We start from the raw sequence: 22139 nt of genomic DNA, 5'->3' as shown, positions 1-22139 counted from the left end.
CTACATTTGGAACGCATTCCCCTGTAGGAGCCGGCTTGCCGGCGATAGGCGCACCACGGTCTCAATCGATCAACTGCGCATCCCGCAACGCCGTCAACGCCGCCAACCAGCGCGGATCCTGTTTGTAATCCGTCGAAGCAATCGCCTGCCCCCGCATCCGCGCAATACGCGCAGATGGCGTGACCTTCATGCGCTGCGCCGCACTCAACGCCAACTCAGCCGACGCGCGATCGTTGCACACCAGCCCCATGTCACAACCCGCCGTCAGCGCTGCCTCAATCCGGCTAGCTGCGTCGCCCACCACATGCGCCCCTGCCATGGACAGGTCATCGCTGAAAATCACCCCATCAAACTGCAACTCACCCCGCAGGATGTCCTGCAGCCAGCGGCGCGAGAAGCCAGCCGGTTGCGCATCAACCTGCGGATAGATGACGTGAGCCGGCATTACGGCCGCCAGCTGCTGACTCAGGCGTGCGAAAGGCACCAGGTCATTCGCACGAATTTCCTCCAGGCTGCGCTCGTCATTGGGAATGGCCACGTGGGAATCGGCCTCGGCCCAGCCATGGCCCGGGAAGTGTTTGCCGGTGGCGGCCATGCCGGCGCTGTTCATGCCGCGAATGAACGCGCCAGCCAGCAGCGCTGCGCGTTCCGGGTCGCCTTCAAAGGAACGGGTGCCCACCACGGCGCTGCGCTGGTAGTCCAGGTCAAGCACGGGGGCGAAACTCAAGTCCAGGCCGACAGCCAGCACTTCGGTCGCCATGATCCAGCCACACTGCTCGGCCAGATATTCAGCGTTGGGGTTATCTGCGAGTGCGCGCATGGCCGGCAGACGCACGAACCCCTGGCGCAGGCGCTGCACACGGCCGCCTTCCTGATCGACCGCCAGCAGCAGGTCCGGGCGCACTGCACGAATGGCCGCGCTCAGTTCCCGCACCTGGCGCGGGTGTTCGATATTGCGCGCAAAAATGATCAGCCCGCCCACTTCCGGCTGGCGCAACAGGTGGCGATCCTCGGCCGTCAGCCAGGTGCCGGCAACGTCAACCATCAATGAACCTTGCAGGGCAGCAGTCATAAACCTTCCTTAAATAACGCACACAACCCGCTGCCCTCACCTGACCCCATTAACAATGAGGGCTCAGTGAGAACCGCGGGTTGCGAGTAAATAGCTGAATTCGGCATGGGCAGCTAGCTTAGCGGATGCAAGCGGCCGCGCACACCCGGGAGGGTCACGCCTTGGCGACAGTCGGTGTCGATTTGCTGCGTGGGCGCAGCTGGGCAGCGGCCATGGCCGGGTCGGTGACGCCGGTTTCGGCACGCATGCCGGCCGCGAGAAACGGCACCATCAGGCGCATGACCTGCTCGATGGAGGTGTTGACGCCGAAATCGGTCTCGGCAATCGCACGCAGCGCCTTGATCCCGGACATGCTGAAGGCCGCGGCGCCCAGCATGAAGTGCACGCGCCAGAACAACTCGATCGGAGGGATACGCGGCGCGGCTTCGTTGACCAGCAGCATGTAGCGGCGGAAAACCTTGCCGTACATGTCTTCCAGGTAACGGCGCAAGTGCCCCTGGCTCTGGCTGAACGCAAGGCCCAACAGACGCATGAATATCGACAGGTCGTTACCGCTGCGCGGCTGAACCACCAAGGCTTGTTCGACCAGCATTTCCAGCAGGTCTTCCAGGCTTGGCTTGTTGTCGGGCTTGGTCTGGCGACGCTCCAGCTCACGGTCGAGGCTGGCGCAGAAAGGCCCCAGGAAGCGCGAGAATACCGCCTGGATCAGGGCTTTTTTCGAGCCGAAATGGTAGTTCACTGCGGCGAGGTTGACCCCGGCCTTGCTGGTGATCAGCCGCAATGAAGTTTCAGCAAATCCTTTTTCCGCGAACAATTGCTCGGCAGCATCGAGAATGCGTTCAACGGTTTCCGACTGGGCCATGGCTACTCCGCCTGACAAACACTTGTTTGAAACATACGTTTCAGGTTGTGTCTTGTCAACCCTGAGGGTCCGTTTTCCGGCCGGGCAGTCATCTATTTCATCGCTATTTAATCACATCCATCGAGGTCTGTAGGCAGCGCTATCCCTGCCTTGTAGGAAGGGTGACGAATGACCGTCCAGCGGAGTGCTGGAAAAGGATGATTGCCAAGCGCAGTTCACTGTATATAATCCCAGTCACTGTATAAAAAGACAGAGCGATCAACATGCTAAAACTGACGCCACGCCAAGCTGAGATTCTGGCTTTTATCAAGCGCTGCCTCGATGACAACGGCTATCCGCCGACACGAGCGGAAATTGCGCTGGAACTGGGGTTCAAATCCCCCAACGCCGCCGAGGAACACCTCAAGGCCCTCGCCCGTAAAGGCGCGATCGAGATGACCCCGGGGGCTTCACGCGGTATCCGCATCCCTGGTTTCGAAGCCAAGGCCGACGAATCGACACTGCCGATCATCGGTCGCGTCGCGGCCGGTGCGCCGATCCTGGCGCAACAGCACGTCGAAGAGTCATGCAACATCAACCCGACCTTCTTCCATCCTCGCGCCGACTACCTGTTGCGGGTCCACGGCATGAGCATGAAGGACGTGGGCATTTTCGATGGCGACCTGCTTGCCGTCCATACCACCCGCGAAGCCCGTAATGGCCAGATCGTCGTTGCCCGTATCGGTGATGAAGTCACCGTCAAGCGCTTCAAGCGTGAAGGCAGCAAGGTCTGGCTGTTGGCCGAGAACCCTGAGTTCGCCCCGATTGAAGTGAACCTGAAAGATCAGGACCTGGTGATCGAAGGCTTGAGCGTCGGCGTCATTCGCCGCTAAAGGAGGCACCATGCAGCTCGTCCATACCCCACAACACACACAACTGTCGCTGTTCGAGGCCTTCATGGCCCAACCCCTTGCGCCCATCCTCAAGGAAACGGTCGAAGCGCCCTGGAGCGCCGAGCCTGAGGCGTTCAGTGAATTGTCGTTGCGCGGTACGGCCGGGAGCTGCCTGAGCCTGCTGGCGCCAGTCCTGCGTGAATTGAGCGAAGAGCAGGATGCTCGCTGGCTGACGCTGATCGCCCCACCGGCCAGCCTGACCCAGGCCTGGTTGCGGGACGCAGGCCTCAATCGTGAGCGTATCCTGCTGCTGCAACCCCGCGGCACGCAGAGCGCTCAACAATTGACGTGCGAGGCCTTGCGCCTGGGGCGTAGCCACACGGTGGTAAGCTGGTTGAACCCGCTGAATGCTGCGGCCAAGCAACAGCTGATCAGTGCTGCACGCACGGGTTATGCGCAGAGTTTGAATATTCGGTTGGGATAAACAGGGTAGCCAAGCCTGCGCTGGGCTTCTGTAGTGAGCGGGCTTGCCCGCGCTGGGTTGCGAAGCAGCCCTAAATTGACTAAAGCGGTATATCAGAAATTACGCGGTGCCTGGTTTGGGGCTGCTTCGCAGCCCAGCGCGGGCAAGCCCGCTCACTACAAAAATCGCGCAATCATAGACGGCGTCTTCACAGGGTTTAGTGCAGAACCCGCGGCCCCTCTTCTTTTTCCGGTTCGCCTTCGGCCAAACGACCGGCCATCTGCACACCCACGCTCAACATGGCTTTCGCCACTTCCACGTGCTGGCCTTGCAGGAACGCTTTGGCGTCCTCGGAAAAATCCAGAATAACCAGAGAACCCTCGTCCTCTGCCCGGCGCAGCTCGATTCGGCCGTCAGGCAACTCAACAATTTCCAGAAAGGACGTCGGCATAAAAGTCTGTTCTCCACGAAAGGCCGGGATTATATCAGTCATCCACCCGGCCCCGCTGAGGATCTGAAGAGGTTTCTTTACAGCTTGATGAATGGTCGTTAACGCGTAGGAGCTGGCTTGCTGGCGATGGCATCAGCGCGATGTGCCTGACACACCGAGGCGTCCGCATCGCCGGCAAGCCGGCGCCTACACAATCATCAGCATTCGTTAAGGCCTTCGCGAAAGCGCAGCGCCATCTTTTTCAATTCCTGACGCCAGCTCTCCAACTCTGCCCGGCTCAATGGCTTGGGCTCTTCCTCTTCCACGGCCACCGCGACGATCAATGGCTGCGTCACGTCGCCCTTCGGCACATGAGGAATACGCGGCGGCTGGAACATATCCGCATGAGCCTTGAGCAAACGCGCGACCCAACTGTCAGGGCTTTGAGCCATTTCCACCAATTCGGCCAGCTCGGGAATCGCCATCGTGTCCAGCACTTCGCGATTCATGATCATCTCTGCACGGGGCGAACCGGCCTGAGGCAAGCGGTAGAACCCGGCGATTTCATGGCATAGGCCCAGCAAGGCGCCGTACAGGTGAAACAAGGCCGCTTCACGCCCCGCCTGGACCAGCGCGATGGCGTTCATCTCTTTCCCTTCCTCGGCGCGGCCAAGGGCTTCCAGGGACAAACCCGCGAAGTAAATTTTCTGATTGGTACGGGTATAGAGTTCGTTGGCCATGACGGCAATCTCCACAACGAATAGGCGTGATGCTGGCTTTGTAGGAACAAGGGGGGCGCCTAGCCCTTGCTCGCGAAAAACCTGAGAGCGCCATTATGTATCAGGCTTCCCACGTCATCGTTAACGATTTTCACCAGCACGCTCGCTTCACCAAAAAAAGGCCGCCTATGCAGGCGGCCTTTGTATTTCGCAGACTAGTCGATCAAGCGCCCTGGCGCTTGTCCTCGACCTTCCACTTGCCTCCGTCGTAGAACGCTTTCCAGCCCGTAGGCTTGCCGTCCACTTCGGTCTGCACGTATTGCTCCTTGGTCTTGCGGCTGTAGCGGATCACGGCCGGACGACCATCGGGATCCTTCTTCGGCGCTTCGCACAGGAAGTGGTACTTCGGATCGATCTCATCCTTGTGCGGAACGATCTCCAGCACCAGCGGCGCACGGGTCTCGCGATTTTTCGGGAACTGGCTGGCAGCCAGGAACAGCCCCGAAGCACCGTCACGCAGGATGTAGGTGTCGTTGACCTTCTCGCACTTGAGCTCAGGCATCTTCACCGGGTCCATCTTCGGCGGCGCCGCATCGCCGCTTTTGAGCAGCTTGCGGGTGTTCTTGCACGTCGGGTTGGTGCAACCGAAGAACTTGCCGAAGCGGCCGGTCTTGAGCTGCATCTCGCTGCCGCACTTGTCGCACTCCAGGCTCGGGCCTTCATAGCCCTTGATGCGGTAGGTGCCCTCTTCGATCTCGTAGCCGTTGCAGTCCGGGTTGTTACCGCAGATGTGCAGCTTGTGCTTTTCATCCAGCAGGTAGGCATCCATCGCCGTGCTGCAGATCGGGCAACGGTGCTTGCCACGCAGTACCAGCGACTCGGATTCACCCTCGTCATCGGCGGCGATTTCATCGCCCGGCACCAGGTTGACGGTGGCCTTGCAACGCTCTTTCGGCGGCAGGCTGTAGCCCGAGCAGCCGAGGAACACGCCAGTGGAGGCGGTACGGATCTGCATCGGACGGCCGCAGGTCTGGCACGGGATGTCAGTCATCACTGGCTGGTTGGCGCGCATGCCGCTGTCCGGGCTTTCGGCTACTTCGAGTTTCTTCTTGAAGTCACCGTAGAACTCGTCCAGTACGTTTTTCCAGTCGCGTTCGCCCTGAGCCACGTCATCGAGGTTCTCTTCCATGCCGGCCGTGAAGCCGTAGTCCATCAGGTTGGAGAAGCTCTCGGACAGTCGCTCGGTGACGATGTCGCCCATCTTTTCCGAGTAGAAACGACGGTTGTGCAGCGCCACGTAGCCACGGTCCTGGATGGTGGAGATGATGGCCGCATAGGTCGAAGGACGACCAATACCGCGCTTTTCCATCTCTTTGACCAGGCTGGCTTCCGAGTAACGCGCCGGTGGCTTGGTGAAGTGCTGGGACGGATCAAGCTTGATCAGCTTCAACACATCGCCCTGGGCCATGTCCGGCAGCACGTCGTCATCGCCAGGCTTGGCGATCTGCGGCATCACGCGGGTGTAGCCGTCGAACTTGAGGATACGACCCTTGGCGCGCAGCTCGAAGTCGGAGGCCGCCACGGTAACCGTGGTGGACAAGTATTGCGCCGGCAGCATCTGGCAGGCCAGGAACTGGCGCCAGATCAGCTCGTAGAGGCGCTCAGCGTCACGCTCCATGCCGCTCAGCTTGGCAGGCGTGGTGTTGGCGTCGGAAGGACGGATCGCTTCGTGAGCCTCCTGTGCGCCTTCCTTGCTGCTGTAGACGTTCGGGCTCTCCGGCAGGTACTTCTTGCCGAACTCGCCTTCAATATAAGTACGCGCCATCGCGACCGCGTCCACCGACAGGTTGGTGGAGTCAGTACGCATATACGTGATGTAGCCAGCTTCGTACAAACGCTGGGCCATCATCATGGTTTTCTTCACGCCGAAGCCCAGGCGGTTACTCGCGGCCTGCTGCAGGGTGGAGGTGATGAACGGCGCCGACGGCTTGCTGCTGGTCGGTTTATCTTCGCGCTTGACGATGCTGTAGCTGGACGCCTTGAGCTTTTCCAGCGCGGCCATGGCCTGGGCTTCGTTCAGCGGCTTGAAGGCCTCGCCTTTTTCGCGGGCCACTTCAAAGCGCACGTTGGCGCCCTTGGCGGTGCCGAGGTCAGCGTGGACTTCCCAGTATTCTTCAGGGATGAACGCACGAATCTCGCGCTCACGCTCCACCACCAGCTTCACGGCAACCGATTGCACACGGCCGGCCGACAAGCCACGGGCGATCTTGGCCCACAGCAGTGGCGAGACCATGTAGCCCACGACGCGGTCGAGGAAACGACGGGCCTGCTGGGCGTTGACACGGTCAATGTCCAGTTCGCCCGGCTTGGAGAAGGCTTCCTGAATGGCTTTCTTGGTGATTTCGTTGAACACCACACGCTTGTAGCGACTGTCATCACCGCCGATGGCTTCCCGCAGGTGCCAGGCAATGGCTTCCCCTTCGCGGTCCAAGTCCGTTGCGAGATAGATGGTGTCGGCATCCTTGGCGAGCCGGCGCAGCTCTTCGATGACCTTTTCCTTGCCCGGAAGGATCTCGTACTTGGCCTTCCAGCCATGATCCGGGTCCACACCCATGCGCGAGACCAGCTGCTTGCGCGCTTTCTCTTTAGGGGTGAGCACCGGACCTTCGCCCGCAGCCGCCTTGCCGCGCTTGGCGGCTGGCTCCTTGCTGGCGCTAGCCGAACCGCTGGTGGGCAGGTCTCGGATATGGCCGATACTCGACTTCACCACGTACTCGTTGCCCAAGTACTTGTTGATGGTCTTGGCCTTAGCCGGGGATTCCACAATGACCAGCGATTTGCCCATGGATCGGAAAATTCCTGAATTCGAGAAGTGAAAGGCAGTTGGCGCCTGTCGCGGCAACGCTATATATAGTGGCAACAAGGTGAGGTCAAGCGCAGCATTCTGCGCGACGTGCCGTTATTGCCCTGAAAAAAGACTGGGTTCGGCCTGCACCAAAGCAAAGCGCGGGACTTGCTCGCCGTCAACTTCGACGGTCTCCACAAACATGCTCAATGGGCGCACCCAAAAGCCGTAATCGCCATACAGTGCTTGGTAGAACACCACTTCTTCTTCGGTCTCGGAATGCCGCGCCACACTGAAAACACGGTACTGCGGACCTTTATAATGCTGGTAGAGCCCTGGTTCGACTTTCATGCTCTGGCCCTCTTACAAAATTTGTTTAAAAAAAAATACAAAACCGCCAAAAAACAAAAACCGGGGCACTGGGCCCCGGCTTCCGTCAACCTAACGCTTAGACGCGTTCGAAGACGGTGGAAATGCCTTGGCCGAGACCAATGCACATGGTTGCAACCCCGAGGTTGCCGCCATTTTGCTTCATCACGTTAAGCAAAGTGCCAGAAATCCGCGCACCGGAGCAACCGAATGGGTGGCCCAGGGCAATTGCACCGCCGTGCAGGTTAACCTTCTCATTCATCTTGTCGAGCACTTTCAAATCTTTCAGCACGGGCAGGGCCTGTGCGGCGAAAGCTTCGTTGAGCTCGAAGAAGTCGATGTCGTTGATGGTCAGGCCTGCGCGCTTCAACGCTTTTTGTGTGGCCGGTACTGGACCATAGCCCATGATCGCCGGGTCCACACCCGCCACGGCCATCGAACGGATCACGGCCAGCGGCTGGATACCCAGGTCCTGGGCACGCTGCGCCGACATCACGATCATGCACGAGGCACCGTCGGTGATTTGCGACGAAGTACCGGCTGTCACGGTGCCGCCCTTTGGATTGAACGCTGGCTTCAAGGCCGCCAGGCTTTCCAGGGTGGTGTCCGGACGAATGGTTTCGTCGTAGTCGAACAATTTCAGGAAGCCGTTCTCGTCATAGCCGTTCATCGGGATGATTTCATCCTTGAACTTGCCTTCCACGGTCGCCTTGTGGGCGAGCTGGTGGGAACGCAGGCCGAACGCATCCTGGGCTTCGCGGGTGATGCCGTGCATCTTGCCGAGCATTTCCGCGGTCAGGCCCATCATGCCCGAGGCTTTTGCCGCGTACAGCGACATGTGCGGGTTCGGATCGACGCCGTGCATCATGCTGACGTGGCCCATGTGTTCCACGCCACCGACCACGAACACATCACCGTTGCCGGTCATGATCGCCTGGGCGGCGGTGTGCAGGGCGCTCATCGACGAGCCGCACAGGCGGCTGACGGTCTGGCCAGCAGCTGTGTGCGGGATCTGGGTCATCAGCGACGCCATGCGCGCGATGTTCCAGCCCTGCTCCAGGGTCTGGTTGACGCAGCCCCAGATCACGTCCTCGACTTCGTTAGGATCGACCTTGGTGTTGCGCTCAAGCACTTTGCTGATCAGGTGCGCCGACATGTCTTCGGCGCGGGTGTTGCGGTGCATGCCGCCCTTGGAGCGGCCCATCGGAGTGCGACCGAAGTCCACAATCACGACGTCTCTTGGATTCAAGCTCATAAATAGTCTCGCTCTAGTCGTTTGGGCGCTTAACCGAAGAAGCTCTGGCCGTTTTTGGCCATTTCACGCAGCTTCGCGGTCGGGTGGTACAGCGGGCCCAAATCAGCGTATTGATCAGCCAGGGCAACGAACTCGGCCACACCGATCGAATCGATGTAACGCAGCGCACCACCACGGAATGGAGGGAAACCAATACCGTACACCAGGCCCATATCGGCTTCGGCGGCGGTTTCTACGATGCCGTCTTCCAGGCAGCGCACGGTTTCCAGGCACAGGGCGATCATCATCCAGTTGATGATGTCTTCGTCCGACACCTCACGCTGCTCGTAGATGACAGGCGCGAGTACTTCGTGAACCGATGGATCGGCCACTTTCTTCTGCTTGCCCTTCTTGTCAGCCTCATAGGCGTAAAAGCCCTTGCCGTTCTTCTGGCCCAGGCGCTTGGCCTCGTACAGCGCGTCAATCGCCGAACGGCGGTCGTCTTTCATGCGGTCCGGGAAGCCTTCAGCCATCACGTCGCGACCATGGTGACCGGTGTCGATGCCGACCACGTCCATCAGGTACGCCGGGCCCATTGGCCAGCCGAATTTTTCCATGACCTTGTCGATGCGCACGAAGTCCACACCGGCGCTGACCAGCTTGGCGAAACCGCCGAAGTACGGGAACAGCACGCGGTTGACCAGGAAGCCCGGGCAGTCGTTAACCACGATCGGGTTCTTGCCCATTTTCTTGGCGTAGGCAACGGTGGTGGCAACCGCCAGCTCACTGGACTTCTCGCCACGGATCACTTCCACCAGCGGCATCATGTGCACCGGGTTGAAGAAGTGCATGCCGACGAAGTTTTCCGGACGCTTGAGGGCCTTGGCCAGCAGCGAGATGGAAATGGTCGAGGTGTTGGAGGCCAGGATGGTGTCATCTTTGACCTGGGCTTCCACTTCAGCCAGTACGGCCTGCTTGACCTTCGGGTTCTCGACAACCGCTTCGACCACCAGGTCGACGTGGCCGAAATCGCCATAGGACAGCGTAGGACGAATGCCGTTGAGCACTTCAGCCATCTTCGCGGCGGTCATGCGACCTTTGTCCACGCGGCCGACCAGCAGCTTGGCGGCTTCCGCCAGGCCTTGCTCGATGCCGTGCTCGTTGATGTCTTTCATCAGGATCGGCGTGCCTTTGGACGCCGACTGGTAGGCAATACCGCCGCCCATGATACCGGCGCCGAGTACGGCAGCCTGTTTCACGTCGCGGGCGATTTCGTCGTAGGCCTTGGCCTTTTTCTTCAGTTCCTGATCGTTCAGGAACAGGCCGATCAGGCTCTGGGCTGCGGAGGTTTTCGCCAGTTTGACGAAGCCAGCCGCTTCCACTTCCAGGGCTTTGTCGCGACCGAAGTTCGCGGCTTTCTGGATGGTCTTGATCGCTTCAACCGGCGCCGGGTAGTTCGGGCCGGCCTGGCCTGCCACGAAACCTTTGGCGGTTTCAAACGACATCATTTGTTCGATGGCGTTGAGCTTGAGTTTTTCCAGCTTCGGCTGACGCTTGGCCTTGTAGTCAAATTCGCCGCTGATGGCGCCCTTGATCAGGTTCAGTGCGGCTTCGGCCAGTTTGTCCGGGGCAACCACAGCGTCGACGGCACCGACCTTCAGTGCGTCTTCAGCTTTGTTTTCCTTGCCGGCGGCAATCCACTCGATGGCGTTGTCGGCACCGATCAGGCGCGGCAGGCGCACGGTGCCGCCGAAACCCGGGTAGATGCCCAGCTTGACTTCAGGCAGGCCGATCTTGGCCGTAGCGGACATCACGCGGAAGTCGGCTGCCAGGCACATTTCCAGGCCGCCACCCAACGCGATGCCGTTGATCGCGGCGACGGTGGGTACGTTGAGGTCTTCGAAATCGCTGAAAATCTTGTTGGCTTCGAGGTTGCCAGCCACCAGCTCGGCATCGGGCAGCTTGAAGTTGTCGACGAATTCGGTGATGTCAGCGCCGACGATGAACACGTCCTTGCCGCTGGAGACGATCACGCCCTTGACCGAAGCATCTGCTTTGATGGTGTCTACGGCCTGACGCAATTCATTCAGGGTTAGACGGTTGAACTTGTTGACGGACTCACCCTTGAGGTCGAATTTCAATTCGACGATGCCACTTTCAAGAGCCTTAACCGTGATGGCTTTACCTTCGTAAATCATCAACTGATCTCCACGATATGGAAGCTGAACAGTACACACTGGACGCTGGCCTCTGGTTGGACATTGATGATTGGGTCAATGTTCACGCCAATCCGCCAGGCACACCCGCCAATGCGATAGTCGGGGTTCTGTATGAGCAGTCTGACAGACAAACGCTCAATTCATACGCCCGTTTGATTTGGGTACGCCACCTTCATCCAATTCCGGGCAATTGTCAATCGCTCCAAAGGCTAGGAAAAACGCGACTTTCCAGTCATTTCAGAACCCCAACCATAGGCCCGCGCCTCGTCAATATTCAAATATTCACGAAATCAATAATGGAAAAGATGTGGGAAAAGGCTGTACAGAACGGGATATCCGGCTAGGCTAGCCGCAACCGTAGCGCGCCGTGATGAACATCCGACGCGTGAAACACAGATTTACCGGCCTGCCTGGCCAACTCCAGCCCGATGATGATGTCGGGCTTTTTATTGCCCGCGGTTTCGCCATGACTGGCGCGCTCTTCGTAGGAGCCCGGCTTGCCGGCGATTGGGCCCACAAATATTGCACAGGACATCAGGACGACATCGCCGGCAAGCGGGGCTCCTACAGGGTCGGCAGTGGCCGTCGGGGTCGGATATCAGGCCAGGGCCTTGAGCAAGGTATCGATGTCCTTCAACACGCTCGCCTCGCCCTCCTCCCCCCAATACAGGGCAATCATCTGCTTGTCGGCCTCGACCTTGTAGACGTTGGCCGGCAGCGTTGCAAAATGCGGCAACAACTTCTCGTCCTCGCAGACTTCGCGCCATTGGTTGACCCACACCCCCGGCTCCAGTTGCCAGTAACTCCAGATCGCCGGCGTGCTGCCCCGCCGTGGCCGACAGTACTGCGCGCACGGGCTCGGCGGCTCCTGCTTGAGCCAGTGTGGCCACTCCTGGGGCGCCAATTGCATGGCCAGGCCGATGCGGCGGGCTTCCATGCGCAAGGCCATGCGCCCGCTCTGATGGCGCGACGGGCGCAGCCATGCCAGGGGGCTCAGAACCACCACAAGGATTGACACCACTATCCAGACCGTCATATGTGTACTCCCGAATTTCTAGATGAGCGGATTTGATCTGACGCAACCCCATCCGCTTGAAAGCAGCCATACTGAACTTATTGCAGTCCCTCTGGAGGAACGCCTCATGCCCTACCAACATATTCTGGTCGCTGTCGACCTGACCGAAGAGTGCGACCCAGTGATCAAGCGCGCGCAGGAATCTGCAATCGCCAATGGCGCCATACTGTCGCTGGTGCATATCGTCGAGCCCATGGCCATGGCCTTTGGGGGTGACGTGCCGATGGACCTTTCCCAGTTGCAGCAACAACAATTCGACCAGGCCAAAGAGCGCCTTGACCGTTTGATCCTCAAATACCCGCACCTGAAAAAGGAAGACTGCCACCTGACATACGGCCAACCGCGCCAGGAAATCCACCACCTGGCCAAGGAAAAGGCTTGCGACCTGATCGTGGTCGGCAGCCACGGCCGTCATGGCTTGGCGCTGTTGCTGGGCTCTACCGCCAATGACGTACTGCACGGTGCACCGTGCGACGTGCTGGCCGTCAAGCTGGTCAAAACCCCTTAAGCCCTACCGAGATCAAAATGTGGGAGCTGGCTTGCCTGCGATAGCGGTGTATCAGTCGCCAAATGCATCGACTGACAGACCGCTATCGCAGGCAAGCCAGCTCCTACAGTTGAAGCGCATTTCATATAAAAAACCCGGTGTTCATCTGATGAACACCGGGTTTTTTAATGCACTGTAATCACTCAGGCATCCAGCTCAGCCCAACGCTCCACCAGCGCTTCCAGTTCCTGGTTCAACGTTTCCAGGGAAGCAATCACCTTGGCAGTTTCCGCCGCCGGACGCAGGTAGAAACCCGCATCAGCCATTTCTGCTTCTACCGCAGCAATCTGCTGTTCCTTGGCGTCGATATCGCCCGGCAAGGCTTCCAGCTCGCGTTGCAGCTTGTAGCTGAGCTTCTTCTTGCCCGCCGGCGCAGCTTCTGCAACCGGAGCCGGTGCAGCGGCCACCGGGGCCACCACCGCCGAGTTCAAGTCGGCTTTGCCGGATTTGCTTTCGGTCACGCCCAACAGGCGCGGCGAACCACCTTGACGCAGCCAGTCCTGATAACCGCCCACGTATTCACGCACCTTGCCTTCACCTTCGAAGACCAGGGTGCTGGTCACCACGTTGTCGAGGAATGCCCGGTCGTGGCTGACCATCAGCACGGTGCCGTTGAAGGTCAGCAGGACCTCTTCCAGCAGTTCCAGGGTTTCCACGTCGAGGTCGTTGGTCGGTTCGTCGAGGACCAGCAGGTTGGCCGGCTTGCTGAACAACTTGGCCAGCAACAGGCGCGCACGCTCGCCACCGGACAAGGCTTTCACCGGTGTGCGCGCACGCTGCGGGCTGAACAGGAAGTCGCCCAGGTAGCTGAGCACATGGCGACTCTGACCGTCGATGTCGATGAAGTCGCGGCCTTCGGCGACGTTGTCGATCACGGTCTTTTCCAGGTCCAGTTGATGGCGCAACTGGTCGAAGTAGGCCACGTCGATCTTGGTGCCCTCCTCGACCTTGCCGCTGGTCGGCTGCAGGCCGCTGAGCATCAGCTTGAGCAAGGTGGTCTTGCCGGTGCCGTTGGCGCCCAGCAGGCCGATGCGGTCACCGCGCTGCAGGACCATGGAGAAATCCTTGATCAGGAACGGGCCGTTCGGGTGATGGAAGCTGACGTTTTCCAGCACCATCACTTGTTTGCCCGACTTCTCGGCGGTGTCCAGCTGGATATTCGCCTTGCCGGTACGCTCGCGGCGTTCGCTGCGCTCAACACGCAGGGCCTTCAAGGCACGCACGCGGCCTTCGTTACGGGTGCGACGGGCCTTGATGCCCTGGCGGATCCAGACTTCTTCCTGGGCCAGCTTCTTGTCGAAGAGCGCGTTGGCGGTTTCTTCGGCCGCCAGCGTCGCTTCCTTGTGCACCAGGAAGCTGGCGTAGTCGCCGTTCCAGTCGATCAGGCCGCCACGGTCCAGTTCCAGGATGCGGGTGGCCAGGTTCTGCAGGAAGGAACGGTCGTGCGTGATGAACAACACGGCGCCCTGGAAGTCCTTGAGGGCCTCTTCCAGCCAGGCGATCGCGCCGATGTCCAGGTGGTTGGTCGGTTCGTCGAGCAACAGCAAATCCGGCTCGGACACCAGGGCCTGGGCCAGCAGCACGCGACGACGCCAGCCACCGGACAATTCGGCGAGGGTCTTGTCGGCCGGCAGTTGCAGGCGGCTCAGGGTGCTGTCGACCAGTTGCTGCAAGCGCCAGCCGTCACGGGCTTCGAGGTCTTGCTGGACGTGCATCAGCTTGTCCAGGTCTTCCTCGGTGACGCAGTTCTGCGCCAGGTGATGGTATTCGGCGAGCAAGGCGCCAACACCGTCGAGGCCTTCGGCAACCACGTCGAACACGGTCCGTCCGTCGGCCACCGGCAATTCTTGCGGCAATTCGCCAATCTTGAGGCCCGGGGCACGCCACACAGAGCCGTCATCGGGCTTCTGGTCGCCTTTTACCAGCTTCATCATGCTGGACTTGCCGGTGCCGTTGCGGCCGATGATGCACACCCGCTCACCACGGGCGATCTGCCAGGACACCTTGTCCAACAACGGCATAGCGCCGAAAGCAAGGGACACATCGCTGAATTTGAGCAGGGTCATACGCTTCTCCAAAAACTGGGCGCGCATTCTACCTGAGTTGAGGGTGGGATGCGGCCAGCATTTTCATGGCCGACACGTTCTGTAGGACATTTCTGGCCAAGCTGAACGAACCGGCCGGCAAAGCTTTCGCACGCGTCGGGCAAAAGGCTAAGCTAGGGGCAATCAGTGTCGGCGGTGCCGGTGCTAGTCGTGATTTCTCTGCACGGACGTCTCATGCGCAGTCGCCTTTTCAATTTTTTGTCTTGTCTGATTCTTTCCGCCACCGCCGTTCAATCCGCCCAGGCCGTGGACCTCACCACCCAACGTCAATATTACGATGAAGCCAAACGCGCCCTGGCCAAAGGCGACAGCGGCCCGTACATGCAATACAGCGCCGCCTTGGCCGACTACCCGCTCACGCCGTACCTGGCCTATGACGAGCTGACCGCCCGCCTGAAAACCGCGAGCAACGAGGAAATCGAACAATTTCTCGCCAAGAACGGTGACCTGCCCCAAGCCAACTGGATGAAACTGCGCTGGCTGCGTTGGCTCTCCGACCGTGGCGACTGGCAGACCTTTGAAAAGTACTACGACGCCAAGCTCAATTTCGTCGAGCTGGACTGCCTTCACGCTCAGTACCAGCTCACCCACAACTTAAAAGCCGAAGGCTACAAGAACACCGAAAAACTCTGGCTTACCGGCAAATCTCAACCGGCTGCCTGCGACGCCACCTTCGGTCAATGGGCTGCCGATGGCCAACTCACCGAACAGAAGATCTGGGACCGCGCCAAACTCGCTGCCGAAGCGCGCAACTACGCGCTGGCCAACAGCCTGGTGAAAACCCTGCCAACCCTCGGCGCCCAAGGCCGCCTGATGGTCGACGTGGCGCAGAACCCCAACCTGCTCGGCGACCCGTCGCGCTTCCTGCCGGCCAACGAGGCCATGTCTGACGCCGTGGGCCTGGGCCTGCGCCGCCTGGCACGCCAGGACCCGGACAAGGCCATGGCCCTGCTCGACGGCTACGCCAGCAGCATGCACTTCTCCCGTGACGAAAAAGTGTCGATCGCCCGGGAAATCGGCCTGACCCTGGCCCGTCGATATGACCCGCGCGCCTTGGACGTGATGACCAAGTACGACCCGGAACTGCGTGACAACACCGTGTCCGAATGGCGCCTGCGCCTGCTCTTGCGCCTGGCCCGTTGGGAAGATGCCTACCAGCTGACCCGCAAACTCCCACAGGACCTGGCCACCACCAACCGCTGGCGCTACTGGCAGGCCCGCAGCCTGGAACTGGCCGAACCGAAAAACCCACAAGCCCTGGTGCTGTACAAAAACGTGGCCAAGGAGCGGGACTTCTACGGCTTTCTCGCCGCCGACCGTTCCAAATCGCCCTACCAGCTGACCAACAAGCCGCTGGTCATGAGCCAGGCGCTGATGAACAAGGTGCGCAACACCCCTGGTGTGCGTCGTGCCCTGGAGTTCTACGCCCGCGGCCAAGTAGTGGATGGCCGCCGCGAGTGGTACCACGTCAGCCGTCACTTCAACCGCGATGAGATGGTCGCCCAGGCCAAATTGGCCTACGACATGAAGTGGTACTTCCCGGCGATCCGTACCATCAGCCAGGCGCAGTACTGGGATGACCTCGACATTCGTTTCCCGATGGCCCACCGCGACACCCTGGTGCGTGAAGCCAAGGTGCGTGGCCTGCATTCCAGCTGGGTATTCGCCATCACCCGTCAGGAAAGCGCCTTCATGGACGACGCCCGCTCCGGCGTTGGCGCCAGTGGCCTGATGCAACTGATGCCCGGCACTGCCAAGGAAACCGCACGCAAGTTCAGCATCCCCCTGGCCTCCCCTGCCCAGGTACTCGACCCGGACAAAAACATCCAGCTCGGCGCCGCCTACCTGAGCCAGGTGCACAGCCAGTTCAACGGCAACCGTGTGCTCGCCTCCGCCGCCTACAACGCCGGCCCCGGTCGCGTGCGCCAATGGCTGCGCGGTGCCGACCACTTGAGTTTCGACGTATGGGTGGAAAGCATCCCGTTCGACGAAACCCGCCAATACGTGCAGAACGTGCTGTCTTATTCGGTGATCTACGGCCAGAAGCTCAATTCGCCGCAGCCGTTGGTGGATTGGCATGAGCGCTATTTTGATGATCAATAAGGCGTAACCCAGAAACAAAAATGCCCGCATTGAACGATGCGGGCATTTTTTATGGGTGATCAATCAGTGAGAGACGTGTTCTTCCACCCCATCACTGAACTGCAACGCCGCCAACCGCGCATACAACGGGTTGCTCGCAATCAACTGCTGATGCGTGCCCACCGCCACCAGCTTGCCCTGGTCCATCACTGCGATCCGGTCGGCGTGCTTCACGGTCGCCAGGCGATGGGCGATCACCAGCGTAGTGCGCCCCTGCATCAGTTGCGGCAACGCTTGCTGGATCAGGTGCTCACTCTGAGCGTCGAGGGCGCTGGTCGCCTCATCCAGCAGCAGGATCGGCGCATCCACCAGCAACGCACGGGCAATGGCCAGGCGTTGGCGCTGCCCACCGGAGAGGCCCATGCCGCCGTCCCCCAGATGGGTCTGGTAGCCGTCGGGCAATTGCAGGATGAAATCATGGGCGTGGGCGATGCGCGCGGCAGCCTGGACCTGTTCCAGGGTGGCCGTGGGATTGCCGTAGCGGATGTTCTCTTCGACGCTGCCGTAGAACAGCGCCGGGTTCTGGGACACCAGGGCAAAGTGGCGGCGCAGGTCCATCGGATCAAGCTCGGTCAATGGCCGGCCTTCCAGCAGGATACGGCCGTGCTGGGGGTCGTAGAAACGCAACAGCAGGTCGAAGATCGTCGATTTACCCGCACCGGACGGTCCGACCAGCGCCAGGGTTTCACCCGGGTTGATGGTCAAGCTCAAGCCATCGATGGCGTAGCTGTCCGGCCGTGACGGGTAGGAAAAGCGCAGGTCCTGCAGCTCCATGCGGCCGCTGACACGCTCCGGCAGCGGCACGGTATCGGTGGACGGGGCCGTGATCTCATTGCTCGACTGCAATAGCTCGCCGATCCGCTCCGCCGCGCCTGCTGCGCGCTGCAACTCGCCGAGCACCTCGCTCAAGGTGCCCACGGCACTCCCCACGATCAGGCTATAGAACACGAACGCCGCCAGCTCACCACCGGAAATACGCCCGCCTATCACGTCCATGCCGCCCACCCACAGCATCACGCCCACAGCCCCCAGCACCAGCATGATCACCAACGTAATCAGCCACGCGCGCTGGACGATGCGCTTGCGCGCGGTGGTAAACGCGTCCTCCACCGTCACGGCAAAACGTTGCTCGTCCTGCACCTGATGGTTGTAGGCCTGTACGGTCTTGATCTGCCCGAGGGTCTCGGACACATAGCTGCCCACATCGGCGATACGGTCCTGGCTCAGGCGCGACAGGCTGCGAACACGTCGGCCGAAGATCAGGATCGGCGCCAGCACCAGCGGCAGCGCCACCACCACAATGCTGGTGAGCTTGGGGTTGGTGACGAACAGCAACACGATGCCCCCCAGCACCATCAAGGCATTGCGCAAGAACAGCGACAGCGAAGAACCGATCACCGATTGCAGCAGGGTGGTGTCGGTGGTCAACCGCGACTGGATTTCCGAGCTGCGGTTGTTCTCATAGAAGCCCGGGTGCAGGTAGATCAGGTGGTTGAACACCTGCCGACGGATATCCGCCACCACCCGCTCGCCGATCCACGACACCAGGTAGAACCGCGCAAACGTGCCCACGGCCAGGCCAAGTACCAGGATCATGAACAAACCGATGGACTGGTTGAGCAAGTGTGGCGACTGGGTCATGAACCCCTGGTCCACCAACAGGCGAATGCCCTGCCCCATGGACAAGGTAATACCCGCCGTCACGATGAGCGCCAACAGGGCACCGAGCGCCTGCCCGCGGTAGGGTGCAATGAAGCGGCTGGCCAGGCGGATCGCACGACGTTGACGGACTGAGAACATGGAGGGCATCACCAATGAGGAACCTGTACACCTACATTGGGGGAACTTGAGTAAATAACAATGAGTCAGGTTAATTATGCCCGCCGATGCTGACCCCTAGAGGCTATCGGTCTAATGCCCGTCTGGAAATTTGTATCGGTTTCTGGTGGACTGGGTATTCGAACCGCTGATTGTGTATGGAGTTGTAACAGCTCGGTCACGCGGGGGTTTTAAGGTAGGTACACAACCTGATGAGGAGACAGGCCATGACCTTGCACACTAGCAGCACTGACAAAGTAGAAGTCGTCCGCAAAGCGCAGCAAGCAGACCTGGGTTGCTCGATTATCGACGCCCAAGGGCGCGAAGTGCCGATTACCGAAGCCATGATCCAGCAAGCGTGCCGCGAACTGGAACAGCGACTGGTCAAGCCTGCCAAGCAAGGCTAACGCGCCCAAGCTCTTTCAAGACCGGCCCTGGTGGCCGGTTTTTTTATGCCCCCCTGTAGGAGCCGGTCAGAGCAATTCAGCGCCCAGCGCAGAGACGATCGACGACAGCACAGCGGACTCTCCATTGATGCGCACCTTCAAGCCGTCGATCTCGCGGCGCTCCGGGTAGTGCTTGCGCAGCAGGTCAAACGCCTTGCGCTGTTCGTCCACGCTGCCCACCAGGCTGCGGCGGAAATCCGCATCGTCCCGGCGCGGGTCATACACGCTGCGGCACAAGGTAGCCAAGGCCCAGGCCGGGTCGGTGGCGGCATTCAAGTGCACTTCGGCCAGCCAGGGTGGCGGCAGCAAGTCGCTCAGTTGGAGGCTGGGTTCCTGGCCCAGGTGCGCACAGAACGCCTGATAAATCTGTTCGGTGCCGCGCTGCTTGCCGTCCAGGCTGTAACCGGCGATGTGCGGCGTGGCCAGCACACACAGGTCAGCCAGGTCCACATCCACTTCAGGCTCACCTTCCCACACGTCCAACACCGCTTGCAGGTCCTCGCGCTCCAACAACACCTCACGCAGGGCGGCGTTATCCACCACCGGGCCCCGGCTGGCATTGATCAACCAGGTGCCGGGCTTGAGTGCGTTGAGGCGCTGGCGGTCGAACAGGTGCCAGGTGGAACCGTTGCCGGACTTGGTCAGTGGCGTGTGCAGGCTGATCACGTCGCACTGTTCGATGATCTGCTGCAGGCTCACGTAATCGCCCTCTTCGGCGATCTGACGCGGCGGGTCACACACCAGCACGTTCCAGCCCAGGCCCTTGAGCACCTTGACCAGGCGCCCGCCGACTTCGCCCGCACCGACCACCCCGTAAGTGCGCGTGTTGAGGTCGGCCCCCTCGATTTCTGCCAGGGTCTGCAAACTGCCCAGCACATAGTCCACCACCCCACGCGCATTGCAGCCGGGGGCGCTGGACCACTGGATGCCAGCCTGCTGGAAGTAGTCGAGGTCCAGGTGATCGGTACCGATGGTGCAGGTGCCGACAAAACGCACGCGGGTCCCGTCCAGCAAGGCGCGGTTGACGTTGGTCACCGAGCGAACCAGCAACACATCGGCCTGCTCGACCGTGGCGCGGTCGATGGACCGGCCGGGCACCCGGCGAATCTCGCCAAACCCTTCGAAGAATGCATCGAGCAGCGGGATATTTTCGTCGGCAACAATCAACATGGCAGGCTCCTTTCGCGGACTCGCAGTGTACACATATCCACTCCAAGAGGGCTTGTGTGGGAGCCGGGCTTGCCCGCGATAGCATCACTTAGGTACAGCTGATTGACCGAGGTGCCTGCATCGCAGGCAAGCCAGCTCCCACACAAGCCGGCGCCAACAGGAGAGCGATTGCTTACAAATCGCTAACACAGGTTTTTTCCTGACCGGTGCGTCAAAGCGTAGACTTCGCGGTCCTTGCGCTTCTTCTGACCGGACACCTGTACGTGAACACAACCACCACCGCCCTCTCCCGCCCCGCCCGCGTCAGCCGCGAAGTGCGCAGCCTGCTGACCCTGGCCCTGCCGATCATGATTGGCCAATTGGCGACCACGGCCATGGGTTTTGTCGATGCGGTGATGGCCGGGCGCGTGAGCCCGCGTGACCTGGCGGCGGTGGCCCTGGGCAACTCGATCTGGATCCCCGTCTACCTGCTGATGACCGGCACCTTGCTGGCCACCACGCCCAAGGTTGCCCAGCGCTTCGGCGCGGGCACGTTCAACGAGATCGGCCCCCTGGTGCGCCAATCCTTGTGGCTGGCGTTGGTCGTGGGGGTGACCGCGTTGTTGATGCTGATCAGCGCCGAACCAATCCTGCACGCGATGAACGTCGACCCCGAGCTGATAAAGCCGTGCATGGCCTACCTGCATGGCATCGCGTCCGGCATGCCGGCCATCGCCCTGTATTACGTGTTGCGCTGCTTCAGCGATGGCCTGGGCCGCACGCGGCCGAGCATGGTCATGGGCCTGTGCGGGCTGGCGCTGAACATCCCGCTCAACTACGTGTTCATCTATGGCCACTTCGGCGTGCCAGCCATGGGTGGCGTGGGCTGTGGCTGGGCCACAGCGATTGTGATGTGGGTGATGATGCTCGGCCTGGCCGCCTGGACACGCTGGGCCCCGGCCTACCAGAGCAGCGAGCTGTTCAAGCGTTTCGACTGGCCGCAATGGGCAGTCATCAAGCGCGTGCTGAGCATCGGCCTGCCCATCGGCATCGCGGTCTTTGCCGAGTCGAGCATCTTTGCAGTCATCGCACTGTTGATCGGCAGCCTGGGCGCCAACGTGGTGGCCGGGCACCAGATCGCGCTGAACTTCAGCTCGCTGGTGTTCATGATCCCCTACTCCCTGAGCATGGCCGTCACGGTGCGCGTCGGCCAGGCACTCGGGCGAGGCGAGCCGCGCCAAGCGCGCTTCGCAGCCGGGGTCGGCATGGGCACGGCCCTCACCTACGCCTGCCTGTCCTGCAGCCTGATGCTGCTGTTTCGCGAGCAGATCGCGGCGATCTACACCCCGGACCCGTTGGTGATCCACGTGGCGTCGATGTTGATTGTGTTTGCGGCGCTGTTCCAGTTCTCTGACGCGATCCAGGTGACCGCTGCCGGCGCCCTGCGTGGCTACCAGGACACACGGGTGACCATGGTATTGACGCTGTTTGCTTATTGGGGCGTGGGATTGCCGGTGGGTTACGCCCTGGGCCTGACCGATTGGCTGGGCACCGCCAGCGGGCCGAGCGGCCTGTGGCAAGGGCTGATCGTGGGCTTGAGCTGCGCGGCGGCGATGCTGGTGATTCGCCTGGCACGCAGCGCACGTCGGCGGATTCGCCTGGCGCCAGCGCACACCTGACGCCTCATCAGCGCTTACCGTTCCCTGTAGGAGCACGGGGGGGGGGGGGGGGGGGGGGGGGGGGGGGGGGGGGGGGGGGGAGGGAGGGGGGGG

The 22139-nt window shown here is 60.8% G+C and carries 18 protein-coding genes; 6 read left to right on the top strand and 12 right to left on the bottom strand.

The window, feature by feature from the left end; translation table 11 throughout:
• Window positions 1–61: 61 nt before the first annotated feature.
• Window positions 62–1060, bottom strand: coding sequence for a beta-N-acetylhexosaminidase (gene nagZ / locus AC07SU_RS26540; protein ID WP_494998742.1), 999 nt, complete (start codon window positions 1058–1060; stop codon window positions 62–64).
• Window positions 1061–1226: 166 nt separating this feature from the next.
• Window positions 1227–1934, bottom strand: a complete 708-nt coding sequence (locus AC07SU_RS26535) for a TetR/AcrR family transcriptional regulator (protein ID WP_494998738.1) — start codon at window positions 1932–1934, stop codon at window positions 1227–1229.
• Between the two features lie 263 nt (window positions 1935–2197).
• On the opposite strand from AC07SU_RS26535, the gene lexA reads away from it, so the two are divergent.
• Together lexA and sulA are read left to right on the top strand one after the other, a co-directional pair.
• A complete protein-coding gene (gene lexA, locus AC07SU_RS26530; RefSeq protein WP_003172575.1) occupies window positions 2198–2806 on the top strand; it encodes a transcriptional repressor LexA in 609 nt (202 codons plus the stop codon).
• Window positions 2807–2816: 10 nt separating this feature from the next.
• Window positions 2817–3290 (top strand): SOS-induced cell division inhibitor SulA, encoded by a 474-nt coding sequence (gene sulA / locus AC07SU_RS26525; protein ID WP_494998737.1) that lies wholly within the window; start codon window positions 2817–2819, stop codon window positions 3288–3290.
• A 196-nt stretch (window positions 3291–3486) separates the two neighbouring features.
• Here the strand turns inward: sulA and AC07SU_RS26520 are convergent, their stop codons facing one another.
• The 7 genes from AC07SU_RS26520 to AC07SU_RS26490 form a co-directional block, all read right to left on the bottom strand.
• Window positions 3487–3720: a hypothetical protein gene (locus AC07SU_RS26520; protein WP_176995340.1), complete on the bottom strand. Its 234-nt coding sequence runs from the start codon at window positions 3718–3720 to the stop codon at window positions 3487–3489.
• A 197-nt stretch (window positions 3721–3917) separates the two neighbouring features.
• Complete coding sequence (locus AC07SU_RS26515) at window positions 3918–4439, bottom strand: DUF6586 family protein (protein ID WP_494998736.1); 522 nt, start codon at window positions 4437–4439, stop codon at window positions 3918–3920.
• Window positions 4440–4641: 202 nt separating this feature from the next.
• A complete protein-coding gene (gene topA, locus AC07SU_RS26510; RefSeq protein ID WP_494998735.1) occupies window positions 4642–7263 on the bottom strand; it encodes a type I DNA topoisomerase in 2622 nt (873 codons plus the stop codon).
• A gap of 114 nt (window positions 7264–7377) precedes the next feature.
• Window positions 7378–7614: a DUF1653 domain-containing protein gene (locus AC07SU_RS26505; protein ID WP_028619417.1), complete on the bottom strand. Its 237-nt coding sequence runs from the start codon at window positions 7612–7614 to the stop codon at window positions 7378–7380.
• Between the two features lie 97 nt (window positions 7615–7711).
• Complete coding sequence (gene fadA, locus AC07SU_RS26500; protein WP_016971415.1) at window positions 7712–8887, bottom strand: acetyl-CoA C-acyltransferase FadA; 1176 nt, start codon at window positions 8885–8887, stop codon at window positions 7712–7714.
• Between the two features lie 29 nt (window positions 8888–8916).
• Window positions 8917–11064, bottom strand: a complete 2148-nt coding sequence (gene fadB, locus AC07SU_RS26495) for a fatty acid oxidation complex subunit alpha FadB (protein ID WP_178921506.1) — start codon at window positions 11062–11064, stop codon at window positions 8917–8919.
• A gap of 619 nt (window positions 11065–11683) precedes the next feature.
• Complete coding sequence (locus AC07SU_RS26490; protein WP_494998734.1) at window positions 11684–12121, bottom strand: hypothetical protein; 438 nt, start codon at window positions 12119–12121, stop codon at window positions 11684–11686.
• Between the two features lie 106 nt (window positions 12122–12227).
• Here AC07SU_RS26490 and AC07SU_RS26485 point away from each other — a divergent pair, with 106 nt between their 5' ends.
• Window positions 12228–12668 carry a universal stress protein gene (locus tag AC07SU_RS26485; RefSeq protein WP_176995335.1) on the top strand — a complete coding sequence of 147 codons (441 nt, stop codon included), beginning with the start codon at window positions 12228–12230 and terminating at the stop codon, window positions 12666–12668.
• Between the two features lie 182 nt (window positions 12669–12850).
• On the opposite strand, the gene AC07SU_RS26480 is transcribed toward AC07SU_RS26485, so the two are convergent.
• Window positions 12851–14773, bottom strand: a complete 1923-nt coding sequence (locus tag AC07SU_RS26480) for an ATP-binding cassette domain-containing protein (protein WP_176995334.1) — start codon at window positions 14771–14773, stop codon at window positions 12851–12853.
• A gap of 213 nt (window positions 14774–14986) precedes the next feature.
• On the opposite strand from AC07SU_RS26480, the gene AC07SU_RS26475 reads away from it, so the two are divergent.
• Window positions 14987–16915 (top strand): transglycosylase SLT domain-containing protein, encoded by a 1929-nt coding sequence (locus AC07SU_RS26475; protein WP_176995333.1) that lies wholly within the window; start codon window positions 14987–14989, stop codon window positions 16913–16915.
• A gap of 63 nt (window positions 16916–16978) precedes the next feature.
• On the opposite strand, the gene AC07SU_RS26470 is transcribed toward AC07SU_RS26475, so the two are convergent.
• Complete coding sequence (locus AC07SU_RS26470; RefSeq protein ID WP_494998733.1) at window positions 16979–18763, bottom strand: ABC transporter transmembrane domain-containing protein; 1785 nt, start codon at window positions 18761–18763, stop codon at window positions 16979–16981.
• A gap of 236 nt (window positions 18764–18999) precedes the next feature.
• On the opposite strand from AC07SU_RS26470, the gene AC07SU_RS26465 reads away from it, so the two are divergent.
• The gene (locus AC07SU_RS26465) at window positions 19000–19179 is read left to right on the top strand and encodes a PA1571 family protein (protein ID WP_176995331.1); all 180 of its coding nucleotides are present in this window, start codon (window positions 19000–19002) and stop codon (window positions 19177–19179) included.
• A gap of 66 nt (window positions 19180–19245) precedes the next feature.
• On the opposite strand, the gene pdxB is transcribed toward AC07SU_RS26465, so the two are convergent.
• Window positions 19246–20388 carry a 4-phosphoerythronate dehydrogenase PdxB gene (pdxB, locus tag AC07SU_RS26460; RefSeq protein WP_494998732.1) on the bottom strand — a complete coding sequence of 381 codons (1143 nt, stop codon included), beginning with the start codon at window positions 20386–20388 and terminating at the stop codon, window positions 19246–19248.
• A 263-nt stretch (window positions 20389–20651) separates the two neighbouring features.
• Between pdxB and AC07SU_RS26455 the strand changes: the two genes are divergently transcribed.
• The gene (locus tag AC07SU_RS26455; RefSeq protein WP_494998731.1) at window positions 20652–22046 is read left to right on the top strand and encodes an MATE family efflux transporter; all 1395 of its coding nucleotides are present in this window, start codon (window positions 20652–20654) and stop codon (window positions 22044–22046) included.
• Window positions 22047–22139 lie beyond the last annotated feature (93 nt).

It is taken from the genome of Pseudomonas sp. GW821-FHT05H12, assembly GCF_059419385.1.
The sequence above is the reverse complement of the archived record's forward strand: the minus strand, read 5'-3'. Positions and strand labels throughout refer to the sequence as shown.

Coding starts and splice junctions, on each gene's coding strand:
- AC07SU_RS26535 (WP_494998738.1), bottom strand. CDS start 1,934: ATGGCCCAGTCGGAAACCGTTGAACGCATTCTCGATGCTGCCGAGCAA.
- lexA (WP_003172575.1), top strand. CDS start 2,198: ATGCTAAAACTGACGCCACGCCAAGCTGAGATTCTGGCTTTTATCAAG.
- sulA (WP_494998737.1), top strand. CDS start 2,817: ATGCAGCTCGTCCATACCCCACAACACACACAACTGTCGCTGTTCGAG.
- AC07SU_RS26520 (WP_176995340.1), bottom strand. CDS start 3,720: ATGCCGACGTCCTTTCTGGAAATTGTTGAGTTGCCTGACGGCCGAATC.
- AC07SU_RS26515 (WP_494998736.1), bottom strand. CDS start 4,439: ATGGCCAACGAACTCTATACCCGTACCAATCAGAAAATTTACTTCGCG.
- topA (WP_494998735.1), bottom strand. CDS start 7,263: ATGGGCAAATCGCTGGTCATTGTGGAATCCCCGGCTAAGGCCAAGACC.
- AC07SU_RS26505 (WP_028619417.1), bottom strand. CDS start 7,614: ATGAAAGTCGAACCAGGGCTCTACCAGCATTATAAAGGTCCGCAGTAC.
- fadA (WP_016971415.1), bottom strand. CDS start 8,887: ATGAGCTTGAATCCAAGAGACGTCGTGATTGTGGACTTCGGTCGCACT.
- fadB (WP_178921506.1), bottom strand. CDS start 11,064: ATGATTTACGAAGGTAAAGCCATCACGGTTAAGGCTCTTGAAAGTGGC.
- AC07SU_RS26490 (WP_494998734.1), bottom strand. CDS start 12,121: ATGACGGTCTGGATAGTGGTGTCAATCCTTGTGGTGGTTCTGAGCCCC.
- AC07SU_RS26485 (WP_176995335.1), top strand. CDS start 12,228: ATGCCCTACCAACATATTCTGGTCGCTGTCGACCTGACCGAAGAGTGC.
- AC07SU_RS26480 (WP_176995334.1), bottom strand. CDS start 14,773: ATGACCCTGCTCAAATTCAGCGATGTGTCCCTTGCTTTCGGCGCTATG.
- AC07SU_RS26475 (WP_176995333.1), top strand. CDS start 14,987: ATGCGCAGTCGCCTTTTCAATTTTTTGTCTTGTCTGATTCTTTCCGCC.
- AC07SU_RS26470 (WP_494998733.1), bottom strand. CDS start 18,763: ATGCCCTCCATGTTCTCAGTCCGTCAACGTCGTGCGATCCGCCTGGCC.
- AC07SU_RS26465 (WP_176995331.1), top strand. CDS start 19,000: ATGACCTTGCACACTAGCAGCACTGACAAAGTAGAAGTCGTCCGCAAA.
- pdxB (WP_494998732.1), bottom strand. CDS start 20,388: ATGTTGATTGTTGCCGACGAAAATATCCCGCTGCTCGATGCATTCTTC.